This window comes from Streptomyces sp. NBC_00872 (assembly GCF_045161915.1).
Taxonomy (GTDB): Bacteria; Actinomycetota; Actinomycetes; order Streptomycetales; family Streptomycetaceae; genus Streptomyces.
Genome location: NZ_CP108806.1, coordinates 4,140,083 through 4,163,761, shown reverse-complemented (window position 1 = coordinate 4,163,761; position 23,679 = coordinate 4,140,083). Strand labels below are relative to the sequence as shown.

The window sequence follows — 23,679 nt, the reverse complement described above, 5'->3', positions numbered from 1 at the left end:
GCGCAGCTCACGAGGCGGGGCGGGCGAGGCGAGAGGGCGGAGGCAGGCCGGGCGAGGGGGCAGGCGGGCCGGGCGGAGGCGCGATCAGACCTGGGCGAAGCCGCCGTCGACGAAGAGTTCGGCTCCGGTGGTGAAGGAGCTCTGGTCGGTGGCGAGGAAGAGCGCCATGGCGGCGACCTCCTCCACCTTGCCCATCCTGCCCAGCGGGATCCGGGCGGTGAAGTTCGTCTCGAACTCCTCCCTGGCCTGCGGGTCGTCACCGACCAGGCCGTGGATACCGGGGGTCTCGATGGGGCCGGGGCTGATGGCGTTGACGCGGATGCCCCGCCCGGCCAGCTCGGCGGCCCAGCTGCGGGCGAGATTGCGGATCGCGGCCTTGGTGGCGCTGTAGACGCTCATCGCCTCGATGCCGAGCGAGGCGTTGATCGAGGAGAGCAGGATCACCGAGGCGCCGTCGGGCAGCAGGGGCAGTGCCTTCTGGGTGGTGAAGACGAGTCCCTTGACGTTGATGTCGAAGGTGCGGTCGTAGTGTTCCTCGGTGATCTTCCCAAGGCGCGCGAACTCACCGCCGCCCGCGTTGGCGACGAGGACGTCCAGCCGGCCGCTGCGTTCCTTGATCGTCGCGTAGAGCCGGTCGAGATCGTCGAGGTCCGACACATCGCTCTGCTCGCCGACCGCCCGCCCACCGCCGGCCCGCCGATTGATCCCCTCCACGGCCGCGTCCAGCTCGGCCTTGCGCCGCCCGGTGACATACACGGTCGCCCCCTCGCCGGCCAGCCGCTCCGCGATCCCGAGACCGATACCGACGGAACCGCCGGTCACGAGGGCCACCTTGTTGTCGAGCTGTCCCATGACAAAACCATCCTTTGAGGGAACTGTTTTTGTTACGACAGAAGGTATGGGACAAAAAGGACGAAACAAAGCCCGCCGCAGGGCAGCATGCCGCGCCGCAACTGTCCTCGGTCGACCGGGACATGGCCGCTCACCCCCGTGCCCGCCCGGCGGCCCCGGGCCCGTGGCGGATGGCGAGCGGCGACACCGGCACTGACACCGGCTCCGCAGGTCGGCGGACCGGTTCACCTGCAAAAATTGTCATGGACTGGACCCTCATGTCCGGCGTACTGTGCCTCGGCCGCGATCTTTCGCGAGCCGTTCCGTTTCTCGCCCGTGGGGGGCCGTCCTCGTCATGTCCGCATCCAGTGATCTGCGTTCGCGTCCGCTGCCGCCCGGAGGGGCGCCCGTGTTGTCGCTCGGACTCCTGACCGCAGCCGTCGCGGGGCTCGCTCTCGTGGCCCTCAGCGACCTGTACAGCCTGTTTGCCGGAGCTCGGCTCTGGGCGCTCATCGACGGGGACGGCGGCTTCGTCGAGGCTCCGCAGCAGAAGCTGGAGGCCGCCGCCTCGCTGTACGAGACGGCCGGAAGGTACCAGGTCACCGTGTACCTGCCCTGCGCGATCGTCTTCGTTGTCTGGTTCTTCCGGATGCGCCGCAACACCGGACTGCTGGCACCGGACCGGTTCCGCAACGGACCCGGGTGGGCCATCGGAGCCTGGCTCATCCCGCTGGTGAACCTCTGGATGCCGTACCGCATCGCCCTCGACATGTGGGGGGCCGCATCTCAGATGCCGGCCGACGGCGAGCGGTACCGGGCGCGGACCTGGCCGGTGAACCTGTGGTGGGGTCTGTTCGTCTTCGGCCTGCTGTTCAACCGGTACGCCGGGACGAAGTACGACGACGCCGAGACGCTGACGGAGATCAGGGACGGGGTGGTGCAGTACATGACCGCCGACGTTCTGCACATCGCCGCCGCCGCTGCCGCCGGATACTTCGTCGTCCGACTGACCGCCATGCAGCGACTCAAGGCACTCCAGGGCCCGTTCAGGGAGCCGGTCGCGAAGGACGAGCCCGAAACCGGCGCGGTCGCGATGGACGGCACCTTCACGACCGATCCGGACCGGTAGCCACACGAATTGGTCACGCACGGCACATCAGGGGCAGTGAGTCACATGACTCACTGCCCCTGACCTGGTACCTCACCGTCGGGGTGGCCGGACGTGAACCCACGACCTTTTCGTCCCGAATGAGGGTCAGTCGGGATCGACACCGGCCTGATCGCAGTTTTGCCTGGTGAGGGCGTTGGACTGGCGGGGTCTCTCGGGTGGCCTTGAAGGGCTTGGGGGAGCGGGTTGCTCCCAAATGGCTCCCAGGGATGTTGCCGCACAGGGAGCACCCGGAAGTGGGGCACAGGGCACAGGACACCCGGACTCGACTTGTCGGGGACGCCCACGGGCTCCGGCCCCGGCACCGGGCACGACCCGCCTGCTCACCGCGGCCGAACAACAGCGGTTCCGCACCTGGATGAACTCCCTCTCAACCGGGGCGGACTGGCGGGCTGCGGCGGCCCGGCCGGTTCGTCTTTGCCCAACGCCCTTTCTGTCTTTCCGCGGAAGTGAGCTCTATCGGCCTCGGCGGCCTTGCATCGGGTAGGCTCCCCGTCAAGCCTGGTCCGGACCACCGGTAGCACCGGAGGAACCAGCCGAGGGCGACGACTTTTTCACCGTCCGGGGGCACGTCAGCACCGTGCCCACCAGCGGGAACTCCACTCATTTCCGCACGATGCCCGTGCCACCCATACGTCCGGAGCTCTCCGCATGCCCAGTCAGCCGTCCCTTGCCGCGCTCCGCGGCTTCTACTGCGAGCACACCCCCAGCAAGAGCCGCATCCTCGCCCTGGTCGACCACCCCGCAGGACCCCCCTCGCTTCAGGCCGTCCTCACCTGCCGCCGGCCCGAACTCGCCTACCGGGCCGCCCTGATGCTTCAGCGGGCCATCCGCTCGTCGGCCGACACCTGGGACATCGGACCGGTGGAGGAACTGTGCATTCAGCTCCCCGATGCCCCGGCCGCCTCGCTGCGCAATGCCGTCGACCATGCGCTTGTCGGCAGTTGGCCGACTGCCGTCGACCGCTGCCTGAGGTGGGAACAGATCCCCCGCGACCGTTCCGACGGTGTGGGGAAGGCCGCTGACGCCGAGGGCGATGATGCGGAACGACACGCGTCGCATACCCCGCAGGACGCTCGGCTCATTGATCTCGCCGGGCCGGTCATCCGGGTCACGTTGCTACGCGAGTTTCACGTTCACGACCAGCAGGCCGTGCTGAAGGCGGCCACTGATGAGGGCTGGGAACCGCTACCGGCCGACGACCTGCTGGATGACGATCCGCAGGACCTCGTCGGAGCCGCCATGTGGCTCGCTGAACTCGGTGAGATCGAAGGCGCGGACACGATCACCGATGACTGTCAGGGAATGAGGCTGCGCACCGAGGCGGGGCACGAGGTGGCGGAGTGGAGCCCGGCCCCGGTGGTCGCGGACTTCGGCCCCGGCTGGCGGCACGGGGCAGCCGCGCGACCCGCCCGCCCGGACAAGCAGTCGGACGACGAGGAAGTGCCGGACTTCGCAGTACTGTTCAAGACGGAGCCGCCGCATTGCGAGGACCCGGAGTGCGAGGACGAGCGGTGCCTGTGGCAGCTCACCCCCCGAACCGCCGACGTTCTGTACACGGCGTTGTGTGTGCTGGCCGACCAGGCGTACGACGACGCGGAGGAAATCGGCGACAGCCCCTTGGTACGCGGGGAACTTGAGGGGAACTGGGGTGTGTTCACCCAACTGCCGAAGCTGACCTTCCGAGCTGATCTCCAGTGGCGCCGCCGTTTCGCCCGTGCTGTTGATGACCTCGCTGACGACCTCGAACACGGCCGCTGGCCGCAGCCCACCTGCACTGCGGAGGAACTCGCCCTCCATCTGGCGATCGGCGACGCGCGCGATCGTGTGGACGAGCTCGACGACGCCGATGAGCAGGAGAAGCTGCCCGCCCACCGCGACGACTTCGACCTCGACATGTGCTCCGAGGTGTTCTTCCAGGACACCGACGTACTGATGCTCTACAGCGACCGCTTTGACGGCATTGAAGACCCTGACGGCGATGCGAACCGGGAGCTCGGGGTTGGTGACCTCCGTACTGCTGCCTGGTTCGACCCATTCCAGAATGTCCCTGCCCGTGACCCCCATCGCGGGTTTCGCCGCTGACCACGGTCCTTTCTGATCGGACGGGCCGCATCGACGGCTCGATCTCGGCTTGCCGCCGGGGACGAGGAAATGGTCATGGTCCGGCGCGGGGCTGGGATCCGTATTGTCCAGCCCCCCGCGCCGGGGCGCCCGTCAAGGGTTGCTTCGGGTTAGGTCCTGTCCGGCGGATCTTCGAGGATCAGCCCGGGGCGGCTGGTGCGGTACATCGCAAGGCGGAGGATCGGCGTCGTCGTCGACGGACCGGACGTACGTGGACGACTCCGACAACGCGGCGAGGTGCCGTGCCAGGCGTTCCGGGCCCACGAAGATCCGGCCGGACACGAGGCGGGGTGCGCCGAAAGCTGGCGTCGCGCGGCGGCCCAGACGCTCTCGAACTGCTCGGCCGTCAGTTGCTCCGCCACATGGCCCTCCCATTCGGACAGAGGCGACTCGGCGGTGATTCCGTACCGCGAGTCGGAGTCTGTGTCCTGGGCATCGGCGAGAGGTCGCAGTTCAGGCCCTTGGAGTTCGGCCTGGCGGCTGACCCAGCCGTCGTCGCCGACCTCGAAGTAGAACCAGATGTCTTCCTCGTCCCAATAGCTGCGGAACCACATCGTCATGGGTCCATGATGCAGCGCCGTGCGTGACGAGCTGCTCATCGGATCCCGGTGCTCGTCTCACAATGTCTGACAAGGGCCCGCGGTACGTGGTTCCGAGCCGGGTCACCACTCCTACGGTGGATCCGGAGCCGTGCTTCAAATTGCCGTTCAAGCTCTTTGACGCGTTGCCCCAGCCGCTCGATGCGTGACCTTGAGGAACTGGCGCCACTCTCGCGGTTCGAGTCCCAGCCAGCGTTCGCGCCATATGTCGGGGATGTGACCCGGTCACCGGGCGGGCCTGGGCGCTGAGGCAGGCGGTGACGGAGACGGGGCTGGCGGTGGCGGCCAGGGGCGGTGCCTCGCGGCGTGGGCCCAGTTGGTGGCGGCGCTGGTGGCCGAGCGCTGCCCCGACCGGTCGGTACCGCCGTTGGCCGGTACCGCCGCGATCGGGGCGGCCTGTGCATCTGTCGGCCACCGCCATCGAGGAGGGCCGGGACCTGTCCTCGATGACGGCTTCCTGGCTGGCACCGCCCATCGTCTGCCGCCGGTCTGGCGGCCCGGCCTTACTTCAGGTGCCGGTCCAGGAACCGGTTCCCGTCCTCCAGCTCGAACCATGGTGTGCCGGTGTGCCCTCCGGGATTGGCGTGCAACGTCTTCTCCTTGCTGCCGAAGGTGTCGAACAGGTCCAGGGCCCGTTGCCGGGGGTTCCCCTCGTCGTCCCACTGCAGCAGGAGCAGCAGCGGAACGGTGATCTGCCGGGCCTCCTCGCGCTGGGCACGGGGCACGTATCCCCCGGCGAAGAAGCCCGCGGCCTCGATGCGCGGCTCGGCCACCGCCAGGCGGATGCCGAGGGCCATCCACCCGGAATATCCGACCGGGCCGCCGATCTCGGGCAGTGTGAGGAGGGCGTCCAGGGTGGTCCGCCATTCCGGGACCGCGTTTTCGACCAGCGGGCCGATGAAGGACTCGAAGATCTCGTCGACCGGCTCGCCGGCCCGCATCGCCCGCCGGAGGTCGGCTCGGGCCTGTTCGTCGGCGGCGGAACGGGGACGGTCACCGCACCCGACGGCGTCGATGGTGGCCACCGCGTAGCCGCGCGCCGCGGTGTACCGGGCCCGGGCCACCAGCCGGGGTTCCGCCTTGGGCAGGCCGTTGTTGTGGGCCATCAGGACCAGCGGGGCCGGTGCGGCGGATTCAGACATCCACAGGGTGCCGGGGATCTCGCCGAGGGTGAATTCGCGTTCGAGGACGCCGTCGTCGAGACGCTGTTCAGAAGTGAAGTGCACGGTCGTGCCTTTCGGGAGGGCGTTTGAACGGCGCTCCCGGACGACCTGTCTAACGTCCGACCGCGAACCCGGAGGGGAGCACCCATGTCGATACTGCGTTCACGGGTACCACCTCCTCGTTCTCTCGCACGGCCTCCGGGAAAGTAGCAGTGGTCGCCGTGGTCCGCCAACGGGTTTTCGCGGAGGCTCCGTGGCCGCACCTTTGCCAACGTCCAGGCCGGGGAAGACGTCGGTGTCGCTGGTGTCGATCACGTCGTGGTTCCGATCACGTCGTCGTTCCTTCGGCGCTGTTCACCGGTCTCGCCTCGGCGCCGATCGCCACAGCACAGTCCCAACGTCTCTCGGTACACATGAGCCGCCCCGGCGGGCGTGCTCATCAGGTCGAAGACCAGCCGGCGCGTCCCACGGAGGGAGCGGGATTTCGGCGATCCGCTACCACTCGCGGATTTAGGGGAAGTACGCGCCACCTGCGCCTGCGCGGTCTCGGCCCGCGGTCTCGGCCCGCGGGCTCAGCCGAGGGCGGCGACCAGCAGGGCGAAGGCGGCGATGATGACGGCGACGCGGACGTAGTGGAAGCGGTCCCAGCGGTTCATCTGCTGCTTCCAGTCGGCCGGCAGGCCGTCGGCGGTCCACGTCTTGGCCCGGTTGTTGATCGGGACGAGCAGCAGGATCGACATGACCACGCTGAGGATCAGCAGCGCGGCGGCGGTGACGACGAGGCCGGCGCCGTGGTGGTGCCATCCGGCGATGGCCCAGATTGCGGCGAGGACGAGCGAGCCGATGTACCAGAACGGCATCACGGCGCCGAGCAGCCGGGCTCCGTGCGTACGGCCGCGCAGGCCGTTGCCGCCGGGGAGGCCGTCGAGGATCGGGTTGACGAAGAAGGCGACGGAGAATTCCACCCCCACCATCACGCCGACGGCCACGGTGGTGAAGACCTCGAGTGCATTGAGCATGATGACCCCTCCTGGGATCTAGCATTGCTAGATGATGAGGCAACGCTAGTACTGCTGCCGCTCGATTGTCTAGCGGTGCTAGGATCGGATCATGTCGGTACAGGAACGCAAGGAGCGCGAACGGGCGGGCCGCGAACGTCTCATCGTGGCGACGGCCCGCGAACTCGCCGAGCGGCAGGGCTGGGACGCGGTCACCACCCGTCGGCTCGCCGAGCGCATCGAGTACAGCCAGCCCGTCCTCTACAGCCACTTTCGTGGCAAGCGCGAGATCATCGGCGCCGTCGCCCTTGAGGGCGCCGCCGAGATGGCCGCGGCGCTGCGGGCCGCGACCTCCGCCGCCGACGGCCCGCGCGCCCGGGTCACCGCGCTTGCCCGCGCCTACCTCGACTTCGCCGAACGCAACCCGGCGGTCTACGACGCCATGTTCCAGCTCGACGGCGGCCTGGCGTTCGCGAGGGAGGACACCCCGGAGCCGCTGAAGGACGCCTTCGCCGCCCTGCTGGAAAACCTCGGTGAGGTCGCCGGGGACGGCGTTCACCCGGCGCTGTTCACCGAGGTGTTCTGGGCGGCCCTGCACGGGCTGGCGACCCTGACCCGGGCGGGACGGCTGCCGCCGGGGGATGCCGAGCGGAGGGTGGAACTGCTGGTGGACCGGCTCGCCATGGTCTGACGCATCGTCCGGGCGGACGGGCAGCTGAGGTCTTGCGGCCCGGCTGTCGGCCTACGGCATCGCTTCTGACCACTTGCGCCCACGCGACGGAACCGCAGATCGCCGGGCCCCGCACCCCTGACGGGCCCCGCACCCCTGACGGGCCCCGCACCCCTGACGGGGCACCGCCCCGACCGCGTCACCGAAGCCAAGCGAGCGAAGGTGAGCGGCCATCGCGGACCCCGGGTTCGTGCGGGGCGGGGCGACGCGGTGCGGTGCGGTGTAGGGCGACGCGGTGCGGTGCGGTGCGGCGCCAGAGCATGCCGCCCACTGGCGCGGAACGGTTTCGCGACCCGGCTGTTCACCCCTGCGGTCTCGGGCTGGTACCCGAAGAAGGCGCCAGGCGTCGGCCCGGTCGCTGGCGCCGCGCCCCTCGGGCCGGGACGCCGGGCCACGGTTCGGCGAACAGCGGTACAGGGCTACAAAGTGTTCCGGAAGAAAGCGCAGGGGTTGGGTTGTTGACGGTCACTGTTAGTCGCAGCGGTTGCTGTGTTTTGCTGCTGTACTTAGACGATGTCTCACGTGGCTGTGTCGTGAGCTGCGGCATCATTGTTCTTTATGGGTGCTGATCTGTCGCAGCGGCTGGTTCCTGACGGGTTATGGGATCTGGTCGCGCCGTTGCTGCCGTCGTTCACGCTGCGTCGCCAGGGTGGCGGCACGTCGCCGCTGGACGAGCGGGCGGTGTTCACCGCCGTGGTGTACGTGCTGACCAGCGGGTGTGCGTGGCGGCATCTGCCGCCGACTTTCGGTGTCTCGCCGGCCACCGCGCACCGCCGGTTCACCGCCTGGACGAAGGCGGGTCTGTGGCGTCGGCTGCACCGGGCGGTGCTGGACGAGCTCGGCGCGCGTGGCGAGCTGGACTGGACGTCGGTGATCGTCGATGCCGCCTCGGTACGGGCGAAAAGGGGGTTCGCTGACCGGCCCGAACCCGGTCGACCGCGGCAAATCCGGCAGCAAGCTGCACGTGCTGTCCGAGGCCCAGGGCATCCCCCTGGTGGTCGGCGCCTCCGGGGCGAACACGCACGACAGCCTGGCCCTCAAGCCACTCGTGAAGGCGATACCGGCCGTACGATCCCGGCGCGGACCGCGCCGCCGGCGCCCCGGCAAGCTCCGCGCCGACAAGGCGTACTACTCCGCCGACACCCTGTCCTGGCTGCGCGAACGCGGCATCATCGCCCGCATCGCCCGCCCGGGCATCGAATCCCCCGAACGACTCGGACGCCACCGCTGGAAGATCGAGAGGTCCATCTCCTGGCTGTTCGGCTACCGCCGCCTCACCGTCCGGTACGAGCGCAAAGGAAGCCACTTCCTCGCCTTCCTCGGCCTCGCCGCCGCCCTGACCTGCTACAAGAAACTCGCCAAACTCACCACGTGAGACATCCTCTTATAGTTCTGTGTCCGCTGATGGTCGGACTCACCCACAAAGGGTGATGGACCGTCGTCAGAAAGTCTCATGCGGCAGCGTCTCGCGCTATCGGTTCTTCTCGCGTCTTCTCGCCTGCTGCCCCTGCGTGCTTCGCTTCTGCCGCCTTCTTGTCTCTATCCCGTTTATCTCTATCCTGCCCGCCCTTGTGCCGCCGAGGTTTGCTTCTCTGCTGGGGTGCGCTTGCCCTTCAAGAACGCCGACTTCAATAGCGGCTTGTCCTCCCTGAGCTGGTCGGGGCTCGTCCCCTCGACGGTCTCATCGGGTGTGAAGGCATTATCGAGCGCGTCCCGCAAGTCTTCGGTCTCTCAAGTCTTCGGCTTCTATGGGTGTTTCGTACATGAATGGGTGTGTCGTACATGAATCCAGCACCGTCGGGAATCTGTTTGAACTCGTAGCTCTCCCGATAGGCCCGCGGCAGCGCCGTAACCACCGCACCCGCCGAGAAATTTCGGAACTGCGGACTCCAGCCCTGGCCCTGGACTTTCGCCTCACCGGTCACCGCCAGAGCCACCACCACAATGCGACCGATCCCGGGAGCACGGATCATGGGTGGGAGCGATCGAAGGGACGACCACTCGTTCGGGCGCCGACACGGGCCCGACCCGCACCGTGAGGGATCTGGAATGAGAGACTTTGCTGGGGCCAAGTGGGGCTATGTGACACGCAGAATCAACGACCGGGACGCGACCGTACCCGGTGGGTCGGTTCGCGAACCGCAGCTCGGGGATCTCGTGGTTGCCACCGTGGCCCACCTCGGCGAGCTTGACCATCTGGAGGACGTCCACGGTCGGCGCGTCCGTCTCTACTCGGGCGACATTGTCGTGGGTGCGTACGGCAACCGGTATGCCACGGACTTCTACGAGGGTTACCTGCCGACCGGGCCCAACGTTCATCTGCTGACGGCGGGCGGCCTGGTGGGAACGGTCGCCTCGGCGCATACGCGACGGCTGCCACCGACCGAGTTGAAGGTGATCGGCACGCTGAACGACCGGTCCGGGATGCCACTGTCGCTGGAACACTACGCGCGGACGCCGTCGCCGCACACGGCGCCGGAGTGGGGCACTGTCGTCGTGCTCGGCTCGTCGATGAACGCGGGCAAGACCACGACGGCGTCGGCCATGGTGTGCGGCTGGACGCGAGCCGGACTGGCCGCCGGTGCGGGCAAGGTCACCGGTTCCGGCAGCGGCAAGGACCGCTGGATGTACATCGACGCGGGCGCCAGCACCGTAGCCGAGTTCCTCGACTTCGGCATGTCTTCCACGTTCGGCTATCCGGTCGAGCGGCTGCGGACCACGATGGTCGCCATCCGCGATGCCCTGGTCGACGACGGTGCGGACGCGGTCGTCCTGGAGATAGCCGACGGACTGCTGCAGTCCGAGACACGGGCGCTTGCCGAGTGCCTGCCCGGATTCGCCCACGGTGTGGTACTGGCGGCGGCCAACGCGCTGGACGCCGTGGCCGGGGTGACGATCCTGCGGGGACTGGGGGTCCCGGTCCGCGTGGTGAGTGGCCTCGTCACCGCCAGCCCCCTTGCCTCCCAGGAAGCATCCGCCGCCACGGGACTGCCGGTCCTGTCCCCGCCACAGCTGGCGAACGGCGCGGCCCTGGACCTGGTGCGTGCACCGGTCCGGCAGACCGCCGCCACGACGGGACCCTTCGCCGACGCTGCTGCCTGGGGCTGATGCCCTGTGATCCCGGTGATCGTCTACATACCTGACGGGCGTCCCCGGCCTGGGCAGTTGTGCGAAGCCTCCTTGGACGTCCTTGAGTTGCGGCCGGCCGAAGTGGTGCTGCCCGAGGCCACGGTCCGTGACGAGCGCGGCGAGCGGCTGTTCGACGGCTCCACGTTGATGTTCGAACCCGCGGCCGGTGGCGGCCCCCTGGCTGACGCCGCCGCAGACCGGCAGGCCCGAGCATTCGGCGTGACCAACACGGCCTTCCACGTCCAGCGTGCCCTGCGGTTCGCTTCAGCCCTGCTCGGCCACCCTCTCCCTCACCTGCTGGTCAGAATCGGGATGCACAACCAGCCCCGCCGCTGGCACGGAGGGCATTACCGGCTTCCCAGGCCGTCACTCACGGACGAGCCCGCCGCTCTCAGCTGTGCGGGTGAGGTCCATCTGGGGGGCGGCGCGGGATTCATCGCGGCACCGGATGGCAGCCGGTATTTCCATGCCCCCGCACACAACGTCGCGATCATCTGTCACGAGGTCGGCCATCATCTGTGCCGGCACACCGCGGACTTCCGGCTCAACCGGCTGCGTCCTCCGGCGCAGCAGACCAACCGGAAAGTCGCCCTGGACGAAGGCACAGCAGATGTCCTCACGGCCATCCTGCTGGGCACCCCGGACATCTACGGCTGGCACCGCGGGGCCATCGCCGAGTGGGACCAGCGGCGCCGCAAACTTCAGCCCCGGTGGACAATGGCGCACTTCTGGGGCGGGCGGGAACAGGACCCGCACGCCGACGGCACCGTATGGGCATCGGCATGCTGGTCCGCTCGTGAGCGGGTCATCGCCACGGGTGCCGACGCGGCGCGCTTCGACGCGGCGCTGCTGCGCGGCATGGAGTCGGCCGGAGCCGACCCCGCCCGGCTGGCCAAGGACGCCTTGAAGCCGACCAAGGACGCCTTGAACCAGCGCAGCCAATTCTCATGGCTGCTGTCCGCGATCACGCGTGCCGATCCCGGACTCGCGCCGGTGGTGCTGACCGCCATGGCCGAGCACGGCATACGCCCCGGCGCGAGCAACGCGGCTCTCAAAGACGCCGCCCGCGCGGACCTGACCGGGGAGGTGGGCAGATGAGTGGCCGTCTGACCGGGGAGGTGGGCAGATGAGGGACCGCCGTGCCGATGTGGGAATGATGCGACACCTATGGCGATTCCGGTCCTACGGCCGCCCGCACCTGGGCACACTCGTGCTCGGCGTGGGGCTGCGTATCGGAGAACTGATCGCCGACCTGGCCGCACCCTGGCCGCTGGCGCTGGTCATCGACAACGTACTCAGGGGCCGGACCAGCGGCCCACTGGTCTGGCTCACGGGCATCGTGGGCGACTCCCCGCTGGCCATGCTCACCGTAGCCGCCGTCGCACTGCTGCTGATCACTCTCGCCTCGGGGGCCTTCGACTACCTCGGTGACCGTGTGATGAACAGCGCCGGAGAGCGCATCACGGCGGAGATCCGCACGGACGTCTTCGCCCATATGCAACGGCTGCCCATGAGTTACCACGACCGGCAGGCCGCCGGGGAACTGACGAGCCGCGTCGCGGTCGACACCACCCGGATTCAGGACGCTCTGGTCGACCTGTTCTCCACACTGCTACCCGGACTTCTGGCCTTCGCGGGCTACGCCACCGTCATCCTCTCCGTCGACTGGCGCCTGGGGCTGATCGCGATCGGAGGCGCCCCGTTGATCCTCTTCACGGCCGCCCGCTACACCCGGTTGACCCGCCAGACGGAACGGCGGCAGCGCGCCGCCGAAGGACACCTCGCCGCCTTCGTCACCGAGTCCCTTCAAGGCATCCGCACCATCCACGCCTTCGGCCGCCAGGACCTGCACGACGCGCATTTCGCCACCAGCAACGGCACCACCCTCGACGCCGGCCTGCGCAGCGTCGAACTGCGCGCCCGATTCACTCCACTGCTCGAAGCCGCCGCCGCGGTGGCCACCGCGGCACTGCTGTGGGCGGGCGGCCTCGGTGTTGTGAACCACTGGTGGACCGTCGGTCTGCTGGTCGTGGTGACCAGCTACCTCAAAGACATGATCAAGCCCATGCGGTCGATGTCCCGCCTTTCGATCACCTTCCCCCAGGGCGCGGCCTCCGCGGAACGCGTCGCCGCCATCCTCGACCAGCCACCGCCGCCCCCGACATCGCGCCGGCGCCTGCCCGACCGCGCCACCGGCCGAATCGACCTGCGCGACATCACCCTCGACTACGGCCGCGGCCCCGTCCTGCACCACTTCGACCTCACCGTCCACCCCGGCGAACACCTCGCGCTGCTCGGACCCAACGGCTCCGGAAAATCCACCGTGCTCTCCCTCATCGCCGGGCTCTACCCGCCCACCCGCGGCCACTTGCTCCTCGACGGCCTCCCCCTCGCCGACATCCCCGCCATCTGGCTGCACCGCCAGATCGCGGTCGTGCTCCAGGACACGTTCCTGTTCTCCGGCACCATCGCCGACAACATCAGCTACGCTCGCCCCGACGCCGACCCGCACGAGATCGCCCAGGCGGCGGAGGCGGCCCTGGTCACCGAGTTCACCGAACGTCTGCCCGACGGCCTGGGCACCAGGCTCGCCGACCGAGGCGCCGGACTCTCCGGCGGCCAGCGCCAACGCGTCGGCATCGCCCGCGCCATGCTTGCCGACGCCCCCGTCGTGCTGCTCGACGAACCCACCACGGGACTGGACAACGCCGCCGAAGAACTCGTCGTCCACGCGCTCGGCCGCCTGGTCGAGAGCCGAACAGCGATCATGACCACCCACCGTCCGGCCCTCACCCGCCTCGCCACCCGCACCATCCACCTCCACGACGGAGCCCTGCGCATGTGGCACAGCCCGGCCTCGGCCTCAACGTCGGCCCGCCGAAAGGCCACGCAGACAACCCGACGGACTGCCTGAGGAGTCCAGCCCCTGACGTGCTTGAAGCCGACCTCTTCGTCCCGAATGAGGTTCGGACCGAGCCGCCAGCAGTTATTCAGGAGAAGTTGCAGGTCAAGGGTCCGGTCTGAGTGGGGTTCGAGGGGCTTGAGTCGGTTTCGCGAGGAAGATCGTCTCCCAAATTTCTCCCATCCGGTCCGGCGGCGAATCTGTAGCCGCCTCCGCTTGTCGGGTTGCGCCAGAGAATTTGCATGCTGGGGATGTCACTCCTCGGTAGTGGCCTGGGTTCGGCGGCGTCGGCCACCCGCTTCCCTTTGCGGCAGCATCGACGACGTCTCCCAGCTGCCCGCCCTGGAACGGGCACGGGAGCACATTTGCGACGACTGAGCCATGCGGTGTCAGACAACGTCGCGTGAGGCGCCCGGAGAGATGATGTGGAGCTGCCGTTTAGGGGATTGATCGCTGGCAGGATTCGATGTGTCCGAGCAGCGTGCACGTATGTGCGATTCGAAGGGGCAGTGGGTGAAGGGCAGCAAGGCCAGAGGGCCGGAGGTCAGTGGGAGCGTTCGCCGGGAGCTCTGGAGGCTGGCAAACGGCATGTGCCAGATGTGCCGACGGGAGCTGGACCCTGGGACTGCCGGACGCACTCCAACGGCTCAGACGGCGCACAATGTAGCGCTCAGCGACCATGGGCCCCGAGCGAACCCCACCCTGCCGATCCAGGCCAGGAACGCCGTTTCGAACCTCCTCTTGCTGTGCTCGACCTGCCACGACATTGTCGATAAAAACAATGGGAAGGCGTACACCGTTGAGGAGCTGTTCAGGCTCAAGGCGAAGCATGAGACCTGGACCGCCGCGCTGAGGAAGGCCGGACAGGCGTGGAGGATGAGCTACAGCAGCGTCGACTACCTCAACGTGCCGAGGGTTGCGATGCTTCCGGGCGGGGATGTCGTGCAGCAGGCGGCTCAACGTGCCGGTCTCGATCCGACGCGGCCATTCTCTGGGCAGGGGTTCGCCCCCGGGATGTTCGTCGGGACGGTGCGTCCCGTCTTCGAGTCGTGGCGAGAGCACGCCGTTCCTCTCGATGAAGTGCGTCCGGAGGCGATCCAGCAGGGGATGTATGTGGCGTTCAACGCGCCGATGCGTAGCCACAATGTGTCCAACCGGCCGTTTCCTCGGCCGCTTACTGGAGCATGGCAGGACGACCCCTACCTGTCCTTCCGCTTGGGCGGACGTCGGATAATGATCCGGTACGACCCGCAATGGCTCACCACTAGCACCGCTGGCACGGACTTGGTCAGCGCGGCAGCGGAGCAGGTCGCCTATGCAGGGATTGGCCTTGTCGTGGGTGAATCGACTGATGCGATTCGGATCTCCGCGCTGTTCTTCGGGAAGCCGCAAACCGCAGAAGGGGCGTTCATGAAGTACGTCATTCAGGGCGAGGGCCAGATCCCGAGGGCGGCGACCGTCGATGACTTCGATAGGGGATTGTCGTCGCGCGAGTCAGGATCCCGGCTGTCAGGTGCTCCTCGTGACCCGAGCAACGACGATGTCACCGTGGCACTGCACTTCAACGAACTTGAGGTTGACCCAGGGCAGATCCAGCGAGAGACGTTCCGGCAACTGATGCGCGTGGTGCCGGAGTTCCGGCGTGATCTCACGGTGGCTGTGGGAACTCTCTTCACCCACTCGGGGCTGACCGGCCTGCCGAAGCCGCTCGACATCGCAGCGGCCCACTTGGCGGGTGAGCCCAAGGTGTGGTCGACGCACTCCATCAGCGGTCTGGGCACTCTGTTGGCGCATGTGGAAGTGGCCTTTGCCCTCGTCCGCGGCGTGCGTAGAGGCCAACTCGATGACTTGCACCAAGCGCTCCTGGCCGGTTCGGAGAGCTATCTCGGGGCGGTCGAGGTGAACCTTCGCCGACCGACACACCAGTACTTCTACGACGCGAGCCCCCGCTATCGGCTCATTGAGGCAGATCTCCGGCTGCTGTACAGCGCCCAGGAGTACTACGGGGAACTCGGCGACTGGGATCACAGACCTCACGAGCTGCTTGATGAGTGGGAATCGGAGCAGATCTTCAAGAGCGTGGCCTGGGAGGAGGACAAGGAACAAAGCGCTGCTGACGAACGTCAGGCTGAGGAAGAGACGTCCGAGTGGATGGCCATGATCAACCGGGGCGAGGCAGCGGCGGATTGATAGACCCGGACCGTGTAGGCACACAGCAACTCTCCGCCCACACCTTGCCGTAGACAGATCCGAGGGATCGTGGCCACCGGTGGCCGGTGGGCACGGTGGCCTGCCGGACGGGCACGCCGAGTAGCCCGCGGGCTATGGCTCGCAGTGTGGCGGCCGGGGTCCGGCCAGACGGAGATCTGACAGGACTTGGTGAGCCAGTTCGAAGGGCTGGTTGCGGGGGCCGTGAGGTACGGAGGTGGCGGATGCGAAGCTGCGCTGTGCTGCGAGAACTCTGGGCCCGACCAGGCCGGTGAGCCGGTGGTGCCGCCAGAGGGGAGTGGGCCGGCGGGCATCGACCACGATGAGGTGGGGCCGACGCCAGACAACCAGCGCCCAGGCTCCCCCGCCGGAGTCCGAGCCCGAGTCGGCCCAGGCCCCGACCAGGGGCGCATCCTCGGCGGCGCCGACTGCTTCGAGTGCCACCAGCGAGGGGTTGCTGAAGCGGCCGGTGACATGGAGCAGGAGTCGTCCGTGGCGGTGTACGTGGCGCCCCTTCTCGGCGAGGGACCATACGGCGTCAGCGAGGGGATCGTCCTGGACGACGTCCGACGCGACATCGAGCACGGCGGCCTGGTCGACGGCCGGGCCGAAGGCTGTGTCGAGCAGCGCCGTGTCTTCCGCGATGTACGCGGAGTCCACTGCGGGAAGCAGGGGGGAGCAGCCGCCCGAGCGGTCGAGCTCGGGAACATCCTTGGCGAGGACTCCGATCTGCTCGTTGCCGCAGCCACCCTGCATGACGTGGGGTACGCGCCTAGGCTGGCCCTCACTGGCTTCCATCCCCTCGATGGCGCCCGGTCCCTTCGGGACGAGCATGGGGCCGACGACCGGTTGGTGCGGTTGGTGGCGAACCATTCGTTGGCGTTGCTGGAAGCGGAGGAACGCGGACTCCGGGACGTGCTGTAGGCCGAGTTTCCGCTGATCGACGACCAGCGGCTTGTGGACGCGCTCGTCTGCTGCGATATGACGACCACCCCTGATGGCGAGGTCACTTCTGTCGAGGCTCGGCTGGCCGAGATCACCGCCAGTTACGGTGCTGAAAGTCTGGTGAGGCGATTCATCCGACGGGCGGCGCCGGACATCGTCGCCGCCGTGGGGCGGGTGGACACGGTGTTGGCGACTCAGCCCAGGTGGGGGTAGGTGCCGGCGAGGTAGTCGCCAATCTGCCGGCGCATGCTGAGGTGGATGTCGTACTGGTCCAGGTCGAATGGCTGGACGTAACGGACGCCGTCGGCTTCGTCGTTGATGGTGGGCTCACCGCCCACCGGGCGGCCGATGTAGGTGTTCTCGTACCGGCGGCGGATCTCACCGTCGGTATAGGCACGATGTGGTTGGGGTTCGTGTAGACCCCGAGAAATCCGGTGATCTCGGCGATGATGCCAGTCTCTTCGAGACATTCGCGGACCGCGCACTGTGCCGCCGTCTCGCCGATGTCCTGGGCACCACCCGGCAGGGCCCATTGGACTGTGTCTCGACGGCGCTGGAGCAGGATGGCGCCGCTGTCGTCGACGACGAGCAGGTTGTTGGCAGGAACGAGCATGTTCGCCTTGGGGGCCTTGGGGTCGCTGTAGTACTCAGTCCTGCCCACTTCCGCGCCAACGGTCGCAGCGACTTCCGGGACGCCATCGACGTCATCGCCAAAGGCAGCGACTGGGCTGCCCTGATGACCCGGGACCGATTCCCCCTCAGCCAACTGCCACAGGGGCTGACGGCCCTACGAGGCGGATCCCACCGGCGTCCGTTCAAGGTCCTGCCGGCATTCGACACCTGATGGAAAGGTGCCCATGCCGTGGCAGTCACAGCGCCATCGCTGGCCCACAAGATCCAGGCCGACGGGGCGAAGTTCGCCGCGAACGCCTCACGCACCGGCTCGAACTAAGGCACTGGCGTTTGACCTCCTGCTCCGAGGGAGCGCGCTCTCCCTTGGAGCAAACCGTCACGCATTAGGCTGCGGGATGTGCAGCACCTCCTCGTTCTCTTCGACCTCGACAACACCCTCGTGGACCGATGGGGAACGCTCGCCGACTGGGCCGCCGAGTTCGCCGCTCGGCACGGTCTGGGGGACGAGGAGCAGGCGCACATCCTGGGCATGGTGGCCGAGCGGGCCTATCCGTCCACCTTTGACGCGATGCGCACCCGGTACCGGCTGCCTGTGTCGACGGCGGAGTTGTGGCGCGCGTACTGCACCGACATCGCGGCCTTGGTGTCGTGCGCGGCCGAGGTCCTCGACGGCTTGGACGAGCTGCGTGCGGCCGGCTGGCGAGTTGGGGTGGCCACCAACGGTGCGCTGGACATTCAGCGCGCCAAGCTGCGGGCCACGGGTATCTCCGACCGCGTGGACGGCGTCTTCGTCTCCGAGGAGGCTGACGCGCGCAAACCGCAGACCCGGCACTTCGCCCTGGCGGCGGCCCGCTGCGGCGCCGTGCTGGGCGACGGTGGCTGGATGGTGGGCGACAACCCGGTCAACGACATCGGCGGCGGACGCTCCGCGGGGCTGCGCACCATCTGGATCGGCAACGGCCGCTCTTGGTCGGCAGACGATCCCGAGCCGGACCACACGGTGCCGCACGCACGCGCCGCCATTGACCTGCTGCTTCTGCACTCCGCCTGCCACACGAGGACCACGACATGACGTACACCATCGGGCTGCTGCACCCCGGCAGCATGGGATCCGCCTTCGGCGCCCAGCTGCGCGCCCGCGGCCACCTCGTGCTGTGGTGTCCCGACGGACGCAGCGACACAACCCGCCGCCGGGCTGAGCACGCGGGCCTCGAAGCCGAGGCACTGCCCGAGCTCGTTTCCCGCTCCGACGTGCTGCTCTCCCTGTGCCCTCCCGCAGGAGCGGAGGAGACCGCCGCCCAGGTAGCCGAGTTCGGCATGGCCGGCGCGGGCACGATCTATGTTGAAGCGAACGCCGTCTTGCCAGCGCGAGTGCACCGCATCGCCGACCGCCTGACCTCGATGCCAGTCATCGATGCCGCAGTGGTCGGATCGCCTCCGGTGGGCGGCAAGTCCCCGACGCTTTATTTGTCCGGCCCCGGCGAGAAGACCGACAGGATCGCCGAACTCTTCGCCGGCACCGACGTGCAGACCCATGTTCTGGGCGACAGCATCGGCCAAGCCTCTGCTCTCAAGCTCGCGTACTCCAGCTATCAGAAGGTCTCCCGTGTGTTGGCCGCCGTGGCATACGGGGCGGCGGACACATACGGTGTCGCGGACGAGCTGCTGGTGATCGCGGCGAAGCGCACCCGCAGCTACCTCGTGGAGACCGACTACATCCCCAAGGCCGCTGCCCGTGCCTGGCGTTGGGGCCCAGAACTTGAGGACGCGGCGGCTCTGCTCGCCGACGCGGGGCTGCCGGACTCCCTCATGCGCGCCGCCGCGGCGACGCTCGCCCGGTGGGACGGCAACAGAGACGAGCGCCTGGATATCGCCGAGGCCCTGGAAGCCCTGCGCGTCGAGGGGGACCTGGACAACCCGAGTTGAGCAGGGTGTATCCCGCTGGGTCTGTCAGGAGCGAGGTGACGTGGTGCGGACGACGTCGTCGATCCTCTGTGCGGCTTGACGGGGTGCCGTCGCATCCGTGTCCACGCGCAGCTCCCACTGAGCCCGGGGATGAGCCGCGAGATCGGCCTGAGTGGAGTCCCACGCGGCCAGCCGGGCCGCCGTGTTGGTGTCGCCACGCTGGAGTGAGCGTTGGGCGGTGGTCTCCTTGGAACACCACAGCAGAACGCGTACCCAGTGTGCCGGGAAGAGGGCGGTTACCTGCTCCATCCCCGCCATCTGGCCGAGGTGGACGACGGTGGTCCTGTCGCCCTCCATGGCCTGGTCGAGGCCGGGCCGGTCGACCACATAGATGTTGCCGTAGCGGTCGTTGCGGTAGATGACATCGCCGCGTGCCTCCAGTTCGGCCAACTGCTCCGGTGCGCCCATCCGGTAGCCACCGGTCTTCCCGTTCCCGATCTTCAGCCGGGCGAACGGCACGTACCGCGCATCAAGTTCGGTGAGTGCCGCCGTGATCGTGTCCTTGCCTGCCGCCGGCGGCCCGTACAGCAAGATGCCCTGTCTCACGGGAACATCGTCCCGAAGACCTGGCGCACCTGGTCCGTGAGCGATATCGCGGCGCCAAGCCGGTTGTCGACAACGAAATGCGGGACGACGGGCCGGAGTTCGAGGTCGATCCCGGTGGCGTACGTGTCCCAGTTCTGGAGTTTCCAGCTGTCCCGGCCAGCGGACCGGAAGCTGATGTACTCGTGCATCGTGTCGAGGTCGCACTGGATCCAGACCACGGCGACAGTGACGCCACGCGCTTCACAGCGGTTGATCAGGCGCCGCATCCACCGAGGGTCGGTGGTCTCGGAGATGAAGGGCGCGGAGAGCACGGTGCTGATCGCGCAGTCGATGTTCGCGTACGCGGTCTCCAGCAGGCACTGGTACTCCAGCGGGCGGACCTTCTCCCGGTAGAGGTCGGTGTGCCGGTCGTTGGGCTCGCTGCCCATTTCAACAAGGAGGCGCTCGACGAGCGGGCGCGTGATCGGGTCCTTGTCGAGGACGGGCCATCCGGTGAGCTGCGATACGAAGCGGGCGAACTCCGACTTCCCGCTGCCCGCGTAGCCTCCGACCATCATCAGCGTCGGCCGGTTCGGATCACCGCCGGTGTGACGCCGCTTCCAGGCGTCGATGACCCGCTGCTGGACGCCCAGGCTGTTGGCGTCCTCCGCGCTCGGTGCCAGCTGGTGCAGGGCCCGTTCAACGGCCAGGACATGGGCGCCGTTGTGCGGCTCGCTGGACGCGGTGAACTTGAGTTTCGTGGCCTCGTCGGGAAGCGCGTTGCGGAAGCCGAGTTCGGGCTCGGTGGCGCGGTACAGCAGGCAGTACGCGCGTCGGTAGTGCGGTCCGGGGTAGACCTCACCCTGCTCGTGCTGCCACAGCGTCTGGAAGTTGGCGGCCGGCACGGTGAGCCCCGCAGTCCGGGCCACCTCGCGCAGCTGCTCGCCCGCGCCTTCGAGCGTCAGGCCGTGAGCTTCGCGTTGCTGTCTCAGCATGTCCGGGCGCCACCCCGGGCGACTCTTACCCACCGCGCCTACCGCCTGCCCATCCCTGGTCATGATCCGGAGCCTAAGTCTGCCTGTCGTGAACCCGTGTGTAAGCGGATGTTGAAAAGTCAGACCAACCGGCCATGAGCAGCTTCGGCAACAGCTTGTGATACTCCGCACACCCCCGAACCGCTGTCATGGTCACACCGACGCGGTCGTCGTATACCCGCCTCGGTCTCCAGTATCCGTACGAGATCGGAAGGGTCTCCGCAATGGCTGTCGATGTTGCTGTCCTGCTGATCCTCGGCATCGTGATCGTCTTCATGTGCCACGGCGGTGGGCTCAGGGCGGGTCACGCCGTGGTGTGTGCGGTTTTCGGCCTCTATTTCGCCGGGACCCACAACGTCGGCCCGTTCGCGAAGGACGTCACGGCGTCGATCGCGGGCCTGCCGTCGGGGCCGAGGCTGTGAGCGCCCCGCCGGCTCGGCGCTCGTCCAGCTATTCGAATGACTCCAACGAAGAGAGGCGACCTGCGCTTGATGGCGGGATGGCGGTACGGGAGGCCGAGCGCCGGTACGGTCCGTTCGGCCGTGCGACCGTCAAGCCGTACTCCAGCACGCGGCGGGCGGTCGACGGCGGCTCTCTGCTGAAGTTCTACGTGGGGGTTGACCCTGAGGGCCGACGGCAGCGTGAGGCGGAGACGGTCTGGCGTGCGGCTCACTGGGGTCTCTCGGTTCCGGAAGTCCTGGCCACAGGGAGGTGCGAGGCCGGATCTTGGTCGGTTTTCCGCATGCTGCCGGGCGTGCCCTGTGGCGTGCGTACGAGCCGGGCGATCGAGGAGTACGTCGGCCACGTTCTTGACCTGGCGCACAGCATTCACCGGTCCTCGCCCGGTGTCACACCGGGGCCTGGTTGGAGCGGTGAACGAGGGCGCCCTACGCCGCAGCACCAGTTCCTGCTCGGCCAGCTCTCCCCGCGCTGCCGACTACGGCCGTGGTGGGCAGCGCTGGCCGAGGCCCTCCAACCGCTTGAATCGCATCCCGTTGTCCACCTTCATGGTGATCTCAAGCCCGAGCATCTCTTGGTCGACGATCACCAACTGGGCGTCGTCGACTGGGAGGCGAGCGCCTGCGGGCCCGCTGTCGTCGACTACACCGACGTGGTGTTTCACCTCGTACGTGACCTGCTGTACACGGGCGTGAAGCCCGGCAGTGTGCCGATCGATCTCATCACCCAACTGCCGTTCAGCGGGCCTGCTCTGGCCTGGCGCCTGCTGCTCTGGCTCGATCGCCGTCGCCCTCAGGACATCGACCTCCTCGTGGCCCGCGACATCCACCGACTTGCCACCGAGGAGCACGCCGCAACCGGCTACGCGTCGTTGGCTCGGGCGGTCTCGGACCTGCGCGCTGCCGGCGTCCCTCGCTGAATCCTCGCTCGCTGCTCACCCAGGCGTTCACGCCTGCGCTCATCCACCTTCTGCCCACCCCGGAACGGGAGTTCGCGATGCCCCGTACGAGCACGATCATCGGCAACAGCCACCTTGTCATCGACACCGCCATGGCCAGTCCGGACGTGACGGCCATCGTCGAACGGAAGGGCCTCGGTCACCCGGACACTCTGGCCGACCACCTCGCCGAGCGGCTGTCCCGCGCCTACAGCCACCACACCGTCGCACGCTTCGGCGCTGTGCTGCACCACAACTTCGACAAGCTCGCCCTCCTCGGGGGCGCGAGCGAGGTCCGGTACGGCGCCGGCCGGATGACCGCCCCCGTCAGGGTGCTCGTCAACGGTCGTGCCGCGCCCAGGTGCGGAGGGGAACGGATTCCCGTCGTGGAGATCGTGGAGGCCGAGGTGCGGGCGTTCTTCGCCGAGCGGCTTCCCGAGGTCTCGGACCACCTCGACATCGTCTTCAACATCACCAGCAATTCGAGCCCGGGCGCCGTCCTCACCGGCGACGAGGTGCCCGACCGGACGCGCTGGTTCAGCCCGAGGTCGATCGAGGACCTGCGGGAGCGGCGGGTGCGACTGTCCAACGACACCTCGCTGGGAACCGGCTGGGCTCCCGAGAACGTCTTCGAGTCGTTCGTCCGCGAGCTGGTGAACCACTTCTCCGGGGACAGTGAGTTCACTCTCACCCACACCTGGTGCGGCTCGGACGTCAAGCTCATGGGGTACTGGGACGGGGAGCAGGCCGACGTCGTGCTCTGCGTTCCGCAGAAGTCGCGGTTCGTCGCGAGCCGGGCCGAGTACGTGCGGAACGCGGAGAGCGTGCTCGCCGAGTGCCACAGGCTCGCCGCCCTCCATCTCCCCGGCGCGGAGGCGCGGTTCCGGCTCAACGCGCGCGACGTGCCGGAGAAGGACGAGCTGTACCTCACGTACACCGGCAGTTCGATCGAGTCCGGAGACGAGGGAGTCGTCGGCCGCGGTAACCGGGTCAACGGGCTCATCACGCCACTGCGGCCGATGAACCTGGAGGGCGCCAACGGGAAGAACCCCGTCTACCACGTGGGCAAGCTCTACAACATCGCCGCCCGACGGCTCGCCGAGCAGCTCCACGAGGCGACCGGGGAGCATGCCGAGGTCCATCTGGTGAGTGCCACCGGGCAGCGTCTCGACCAGCCCTGGCGCGTCCTCGTACGCCTGTCGTCCCCGGACGCCGAGGTGGCCAAGGTGCAGGCGCTGGTGGAGGAAGCGCTGAGCAGGTTCCCCGCCCTCACCGACGAGCTTGTTTCTGAGGGGATCGTGCTGAGCTGATGGTGAAGCGGACGCTTGG

The 23,679-nt window shown here is 68.1% G+C and carries 19 protein-coding genes and 3 pseudogenes; 15 read left to right on the top strand and 7 right to left on the bottom strand.

The features are described 5' to 3' along the window. Nucleotides 1-84 precede the first annotated feature (84 nt). Entirely contained in the window at nucleotides 85-852 is a 768-nt protein-coding gene (locus OG214_RS17810) for an SDR family oxidoreductase (RefSeq protein ID WP_363081021.1), read from the bottom strand. Between the two features lie 334 nt (nucleotides 853-1,186). On the opposite strand from OG214_RS17810, the gene OG214_RS17805 reads away from it, so the two are divergent. Both OG214_RS17805 and OG214_RS17800 read left to right on the top strand, forming a co-directional pair. Next, the gene (locus tag OG214_RS17805) at nucleotides 1,187-1,960 is read left to right on the top strand and encodes a DUF4328 domain-containing protein (RefSeq protein WP_405985268.1); all 774 of its coding nucleotides are present in this window, start codon (nucleotides 1,187-1,189) and stop codon (nucleotides 1,958-1,960) included. A gap of 690 nt (nucleotides 1,961-2,650) precedes the next feature. Then, the gene (locus OG214_RS17800) at nucleotides 2,651-4,084 is read left to right on the top strand and encodes a hypothetical protein (RefSeq protein WP_405985267.1); all 1,434 of its coding nucleotides are present in this window, start codon (nucleotides 2,651-2,653) and stop codon (nucleotides 4,082-4,084) included. Between the two features lie 149 nt (nucleotides 4,085-4,233). On the opposite strand, the gene OG214_RS17795 is transcribed toward OG214_RS17800, so the two are convergent. From OG214_RS17795 to OG214_RS17785, 3 genes are all read right to left on the bottom strand, one after another. Next, a complete protein-coding gene (locus OG214_RS17795) occupies nucleotides 4,234-4,683 on the bottom strand; it encodes a hypothetical protein (protein ID WP_405985266.1) in 450 nt (149 codons plus the stop codon). A gap of 542 nt (nucleotides 4,684-5,225) precedes the next feature. Continuing rightward, nucleotides 5,226-5,948 carry a dienelactone hydrolase family protein gene (locus OG214_RS17790; protein ID WP_405985265.1) on the bottom strand — a complete coding sequence of 241 codons (723 nt, stop codon included), beginning with the start codon at nucleotides 5,946-5,948 and terminating at the stop codon, nucleotides 5,226-5,228. 509 nt (nucleotides 5,949-6,457) lie between these two features. Next, entirely contained in the window at nucleotides 6,458-6,904 is a 447-nt protein-coding gene (locus OG214_RS17785) for an anthrone oxygenase family protein (protein WP_405985264.1), read from the bottom strand. A 91-nt stretch (nucleotides 6,905-6,995) separates the two neighbouring features. Between OG214_RS17785 and OG214_RS17780 the strand changes: the two genes are divergently transcribed. From OG214_RS17780 to OG214_RS17745, 8 genes and pseudogenes are all read left to right on the top strand, one after another. After that, nucleotides 6,996-7,574 (top strand): TetR/AcrR family transcriptional regulator, encoded by a 579-nt coding sequence (locus tag OG214_RS17780; RefSeq protein ID WP_405985263.1) that lies wholly within the window; start codon nucleotides 6,996-6,998, stop codon nucleotides 7,572-7,574. 138 nt (nucleotides 7,575-7,712) lie between these two features. Then, nucleotides 7,713-7,955, top strand: a pseudogene (locus OG214_RS17775) (hypothetical protein); the annotation flags it as partial. A gap of 216 nt (nucleotides 7,956-8,171) precedes the next feature. Further along, nucleotides 8,172-8,988 (top strand): IS5 family transposase gene (locus tag OG214_RS17770; RefSeq protein ID WP_405985262.1). Its coding sequence is split into 2 segments (ribosomal slippage): nucleotides 8,172-8,515 and nucleotides 8,514-8,988, totalling 819 coding nucleotides; the frame shifts between segments, so codons are not numbered across the junction. 674 nt (nucleotides 8,989-9,662) lie between these two features. Continuing rightward, entirely contained in the window at nucleotides 9,663-10,721 is a 1,059-nt protein-coding gene (locus OG214_RS17765) for a DUF1611 domain-containing protein (RefSeq protein ID WP_405985261.1), read from the top strand. 72 nt (nucleotides 10,722-10,793) lie between these two features. Then, entirely contained in the window at nucleotides 10,794-11,840 is a 1,047-nt protein-coding gene (locus OG214_RS17760) for a hypothetical protein (RefSeq protein WP_405985260.1), read from the top strand. A gap of 28 nt (nucleotides 11,841-11,868) precedes the next feature. Beyond that, nucleotides 11,869-13,656, top strand: coding sequence for an ABC transporter ATP-binding protein (locus tag OG214_RS17755; protein WP_405985259.1), 1,788 nt, complete (start codon nucleotides 11,869-11,871; stop codon nucleotides 13,654-13,656). Between the two features lie 501 nt (nucleotides 13,657-14,157). Then, entirely contained in the window at nucleotides 14,158-15,834 is a 1,677-nt protein-coding gene (locus tag OG214_RS17750) for an HNH endonuclease (protein WP_405985258.1), read from the top strand. A 693-nt stretch (nucleotides 15,835-16,527) separates the two neighbouring features. Continuing rightward, nucleotides 16,528-17,010 (top strand): annotated as a pseudogene (locus tag OG214_RS17745) (HD domain-containing protein); the annotation flags it as partial. On the opposite strand, the pseudogene OG214_RS17740 reads toward OG214_RS17745, so the two are convergent. Next, nucleotides 16,992-17,458: pseudogene (locus OG214_RS17740) on the bottom strand (NUDIX hydrolase). The pseudogenes OG214_RS17745 and OG214_RS17740 overlap by 19 nt on opposite strands. 369 nt (nucleotides 17,459-17,827) lie before the next feature. On the opposite strand from OG214_RS17740, the gene OG214_RS17735 reads away from it, so the two are divergent. Both OG214_RS17735 and OG214_RS17730 read left to right on the top strand, forming a co-directional pair. After that, the gene (locus OG214_RS17735; protein ID WP_405985257.1) at nucleotides 17,828-18,502 is read left to right on the top strand and encodes an HAD family hydrolase; all 675 of its coding nucleotides are present in this window, start codon (nucleotides 17,828-17,830) and stop codon (nucleotides 18,500-18,502) included. Next, entirely contained in the window at nucleotides 18,499-19,356 is an 858-nt protein-coding gene (locus OG214_RS17730) for a DUF1932 domain-containing protein (RefSeq protein WP_405985256.1), read from the top strand. Before OG214_RS17735 ends, OG214_RS17730 begins: the two co-directional genes overlap by 4 nt. Before the next feature lie 24 nt (nucleotides 19,357-19,380). Here OG214_RS17730 and OG214_RS17725 read toward each other — a convergent pair whose 3' ends face one another. After that, nucleotides 19,381-19,941 (bottom strand): phosphotransferase-like protein, encoded by a 561-nt coding sequence (locus OG214_RS17725; RefSeq protein WP_405985255.1) that lies wholly within the window; start codon nucleotides 19,939-19,941, stop codon nucleotides 19,381-19,383. Next, nucleotides 19,938-20,978, bottom strand: coding sequence for an AAA family ATPase (locus tag OG214_RS17720; RefSeq protein ID WP_405985254.1), 1,041 nt, complete (start codon nucleotides 20,976-20,978; stop codon nucleotides 19,938-19,940). The genes OG214_RS17725 and OG214_RS17720 overlap by 4 nt, the downstream gene beginning before the upstream one ends. A 200-nt stretch (nucleotides 20,979-21,178) precedes the next feature. Here OG214_RS17720 and OG214_RS17715 point away from each other — a divergent pair, with 200 nt between their 5' ends. From OG214_RS17715 to OG214_RS17705, 3 genes are all read left to right on the top strand, one after another. After that, entirely contained in the window at nucleotides 21,179-21,376 is a 198-nt protein-coding gene (locus tag OG214_RS17715; RefSeq protein WP_405985253.1) for a hypothetical protein, read from the top strand. A gap of 77 nt (nucleotides 21,377-21,453) precedes the next feature. Continuing rightward, a complete protein-coding gene (locus OG214_RS17710; protein WP_405985252.1) occupies nucleotides 21,454-22,332 on the top strand; it encodes an aminoglycoside phosphotransferase family protein in 879 nt (292 codons plus the stop codon). Between the two features lie 77 nt (nucleotides 22,333-22,409). Beyond that, nucleotides 22,410-23,660 carry a methionine adenosyltransferase gene (locus OG214_RS17705; RefSeq protein WP_405985251.1) on the top strand — a complete coding sequence of 417 codons (1,251 nt, stop codon included), beginning with the start codon at nucleotides 22,410-22,412 and terminating at the stop codon, nucleotides 23,658-23,660. Nucleotides 23,661-23,679 lie beyond the last annotated feature (19 nt).

Coding starts and splice junctions, on each gene's coding strand:
- OG214_RS17705 (WP_405985251.1), top strand. CDS start 22,410: ATGCCCCGTACGAGCACGATCATCGGCAACAGCCACCTTGTCATCGAC.
- OG214_RS17780 (WP_405985263.1), top strand. CDS start 6,996: ATGTCGGTACAGGAACGCAAGGAGCGCGAACGGGCGGGCCGCGAACGT.
- OG214_RS17795 (WP_405985266.1), bottom strand. CDS start 4,683: ATGACGATGTGGTTCCGCAGCTATTGGGACGAGGAAGACATCTGGTTC.
- OG214_RS17715 (WP_405985253.1), top strand. CDS start 21,179: ATGGCTGTCGATGTTGCTGTCCTGCTGATCCTCGGCATCGTGATCGTC.
- OG214_RS17805 (WP_405985268.1), top strand. CDS start 1,187: ATGTCCGCATCCAGTGATCTGCGTTCGCGTCCGCTGCCGCCCGGAGGG.
- OG214_RS17755 (WP_405985259.1), top strand. CDS start 11,869: ATGAGGGACCGCCGTGCCGATGTGGGAATGATGCGACACCTATGGCGA.
- OG214_RS17710 (WP_405985252.1), top strand. CDS start 21,454: ATGGCGGTACGGGAGGCCGAGCGCCGGTACGGTCCGTTCGGCCGTGCG.
- OG214_RS17800 (WP_405985267.1), top strand. CDS start 2,651: ATGCCCAGTCAGCCGTCCCTTGCCGCGCTCCGCGGCTTCTACTGCGAG.
- OG214_RS17765 (WP_405985261.1), top strand. CDS start 9,663: ATGAGAGACTTTGCTGGGGCCAAGTGGGGCTATGTGACACGCAGAATC.
- OG214_RS17810 (WP_363081021.1), bottom strand. CDS start 852: ATGGGACAGCTCGACAACAAGGTGGCCCTCGTGACCGGCGGTTCCGTC.
- OG214_RS17720 (WP_405985254.1), bottom strand. CDS start 20,978: ATGACCAGGGATGGGCAGGCGGTAGGCGCGGTGGGTAAGAGTCGCCCG.
- OG214_RS17730 (WP_405985256.1), top strand. CDS start 18,499: ATGACGTACACCATCGGGCTGCTGCACCCCGGCAGCATGGGATCCGCC.
- OG214_RS17785 (WP_405985264.1), bottom strand. CDS start 6,904: ATGCTCAATGCACTCGAGGTCTTCACCACCGTGGCCGTCGGCGTGATG.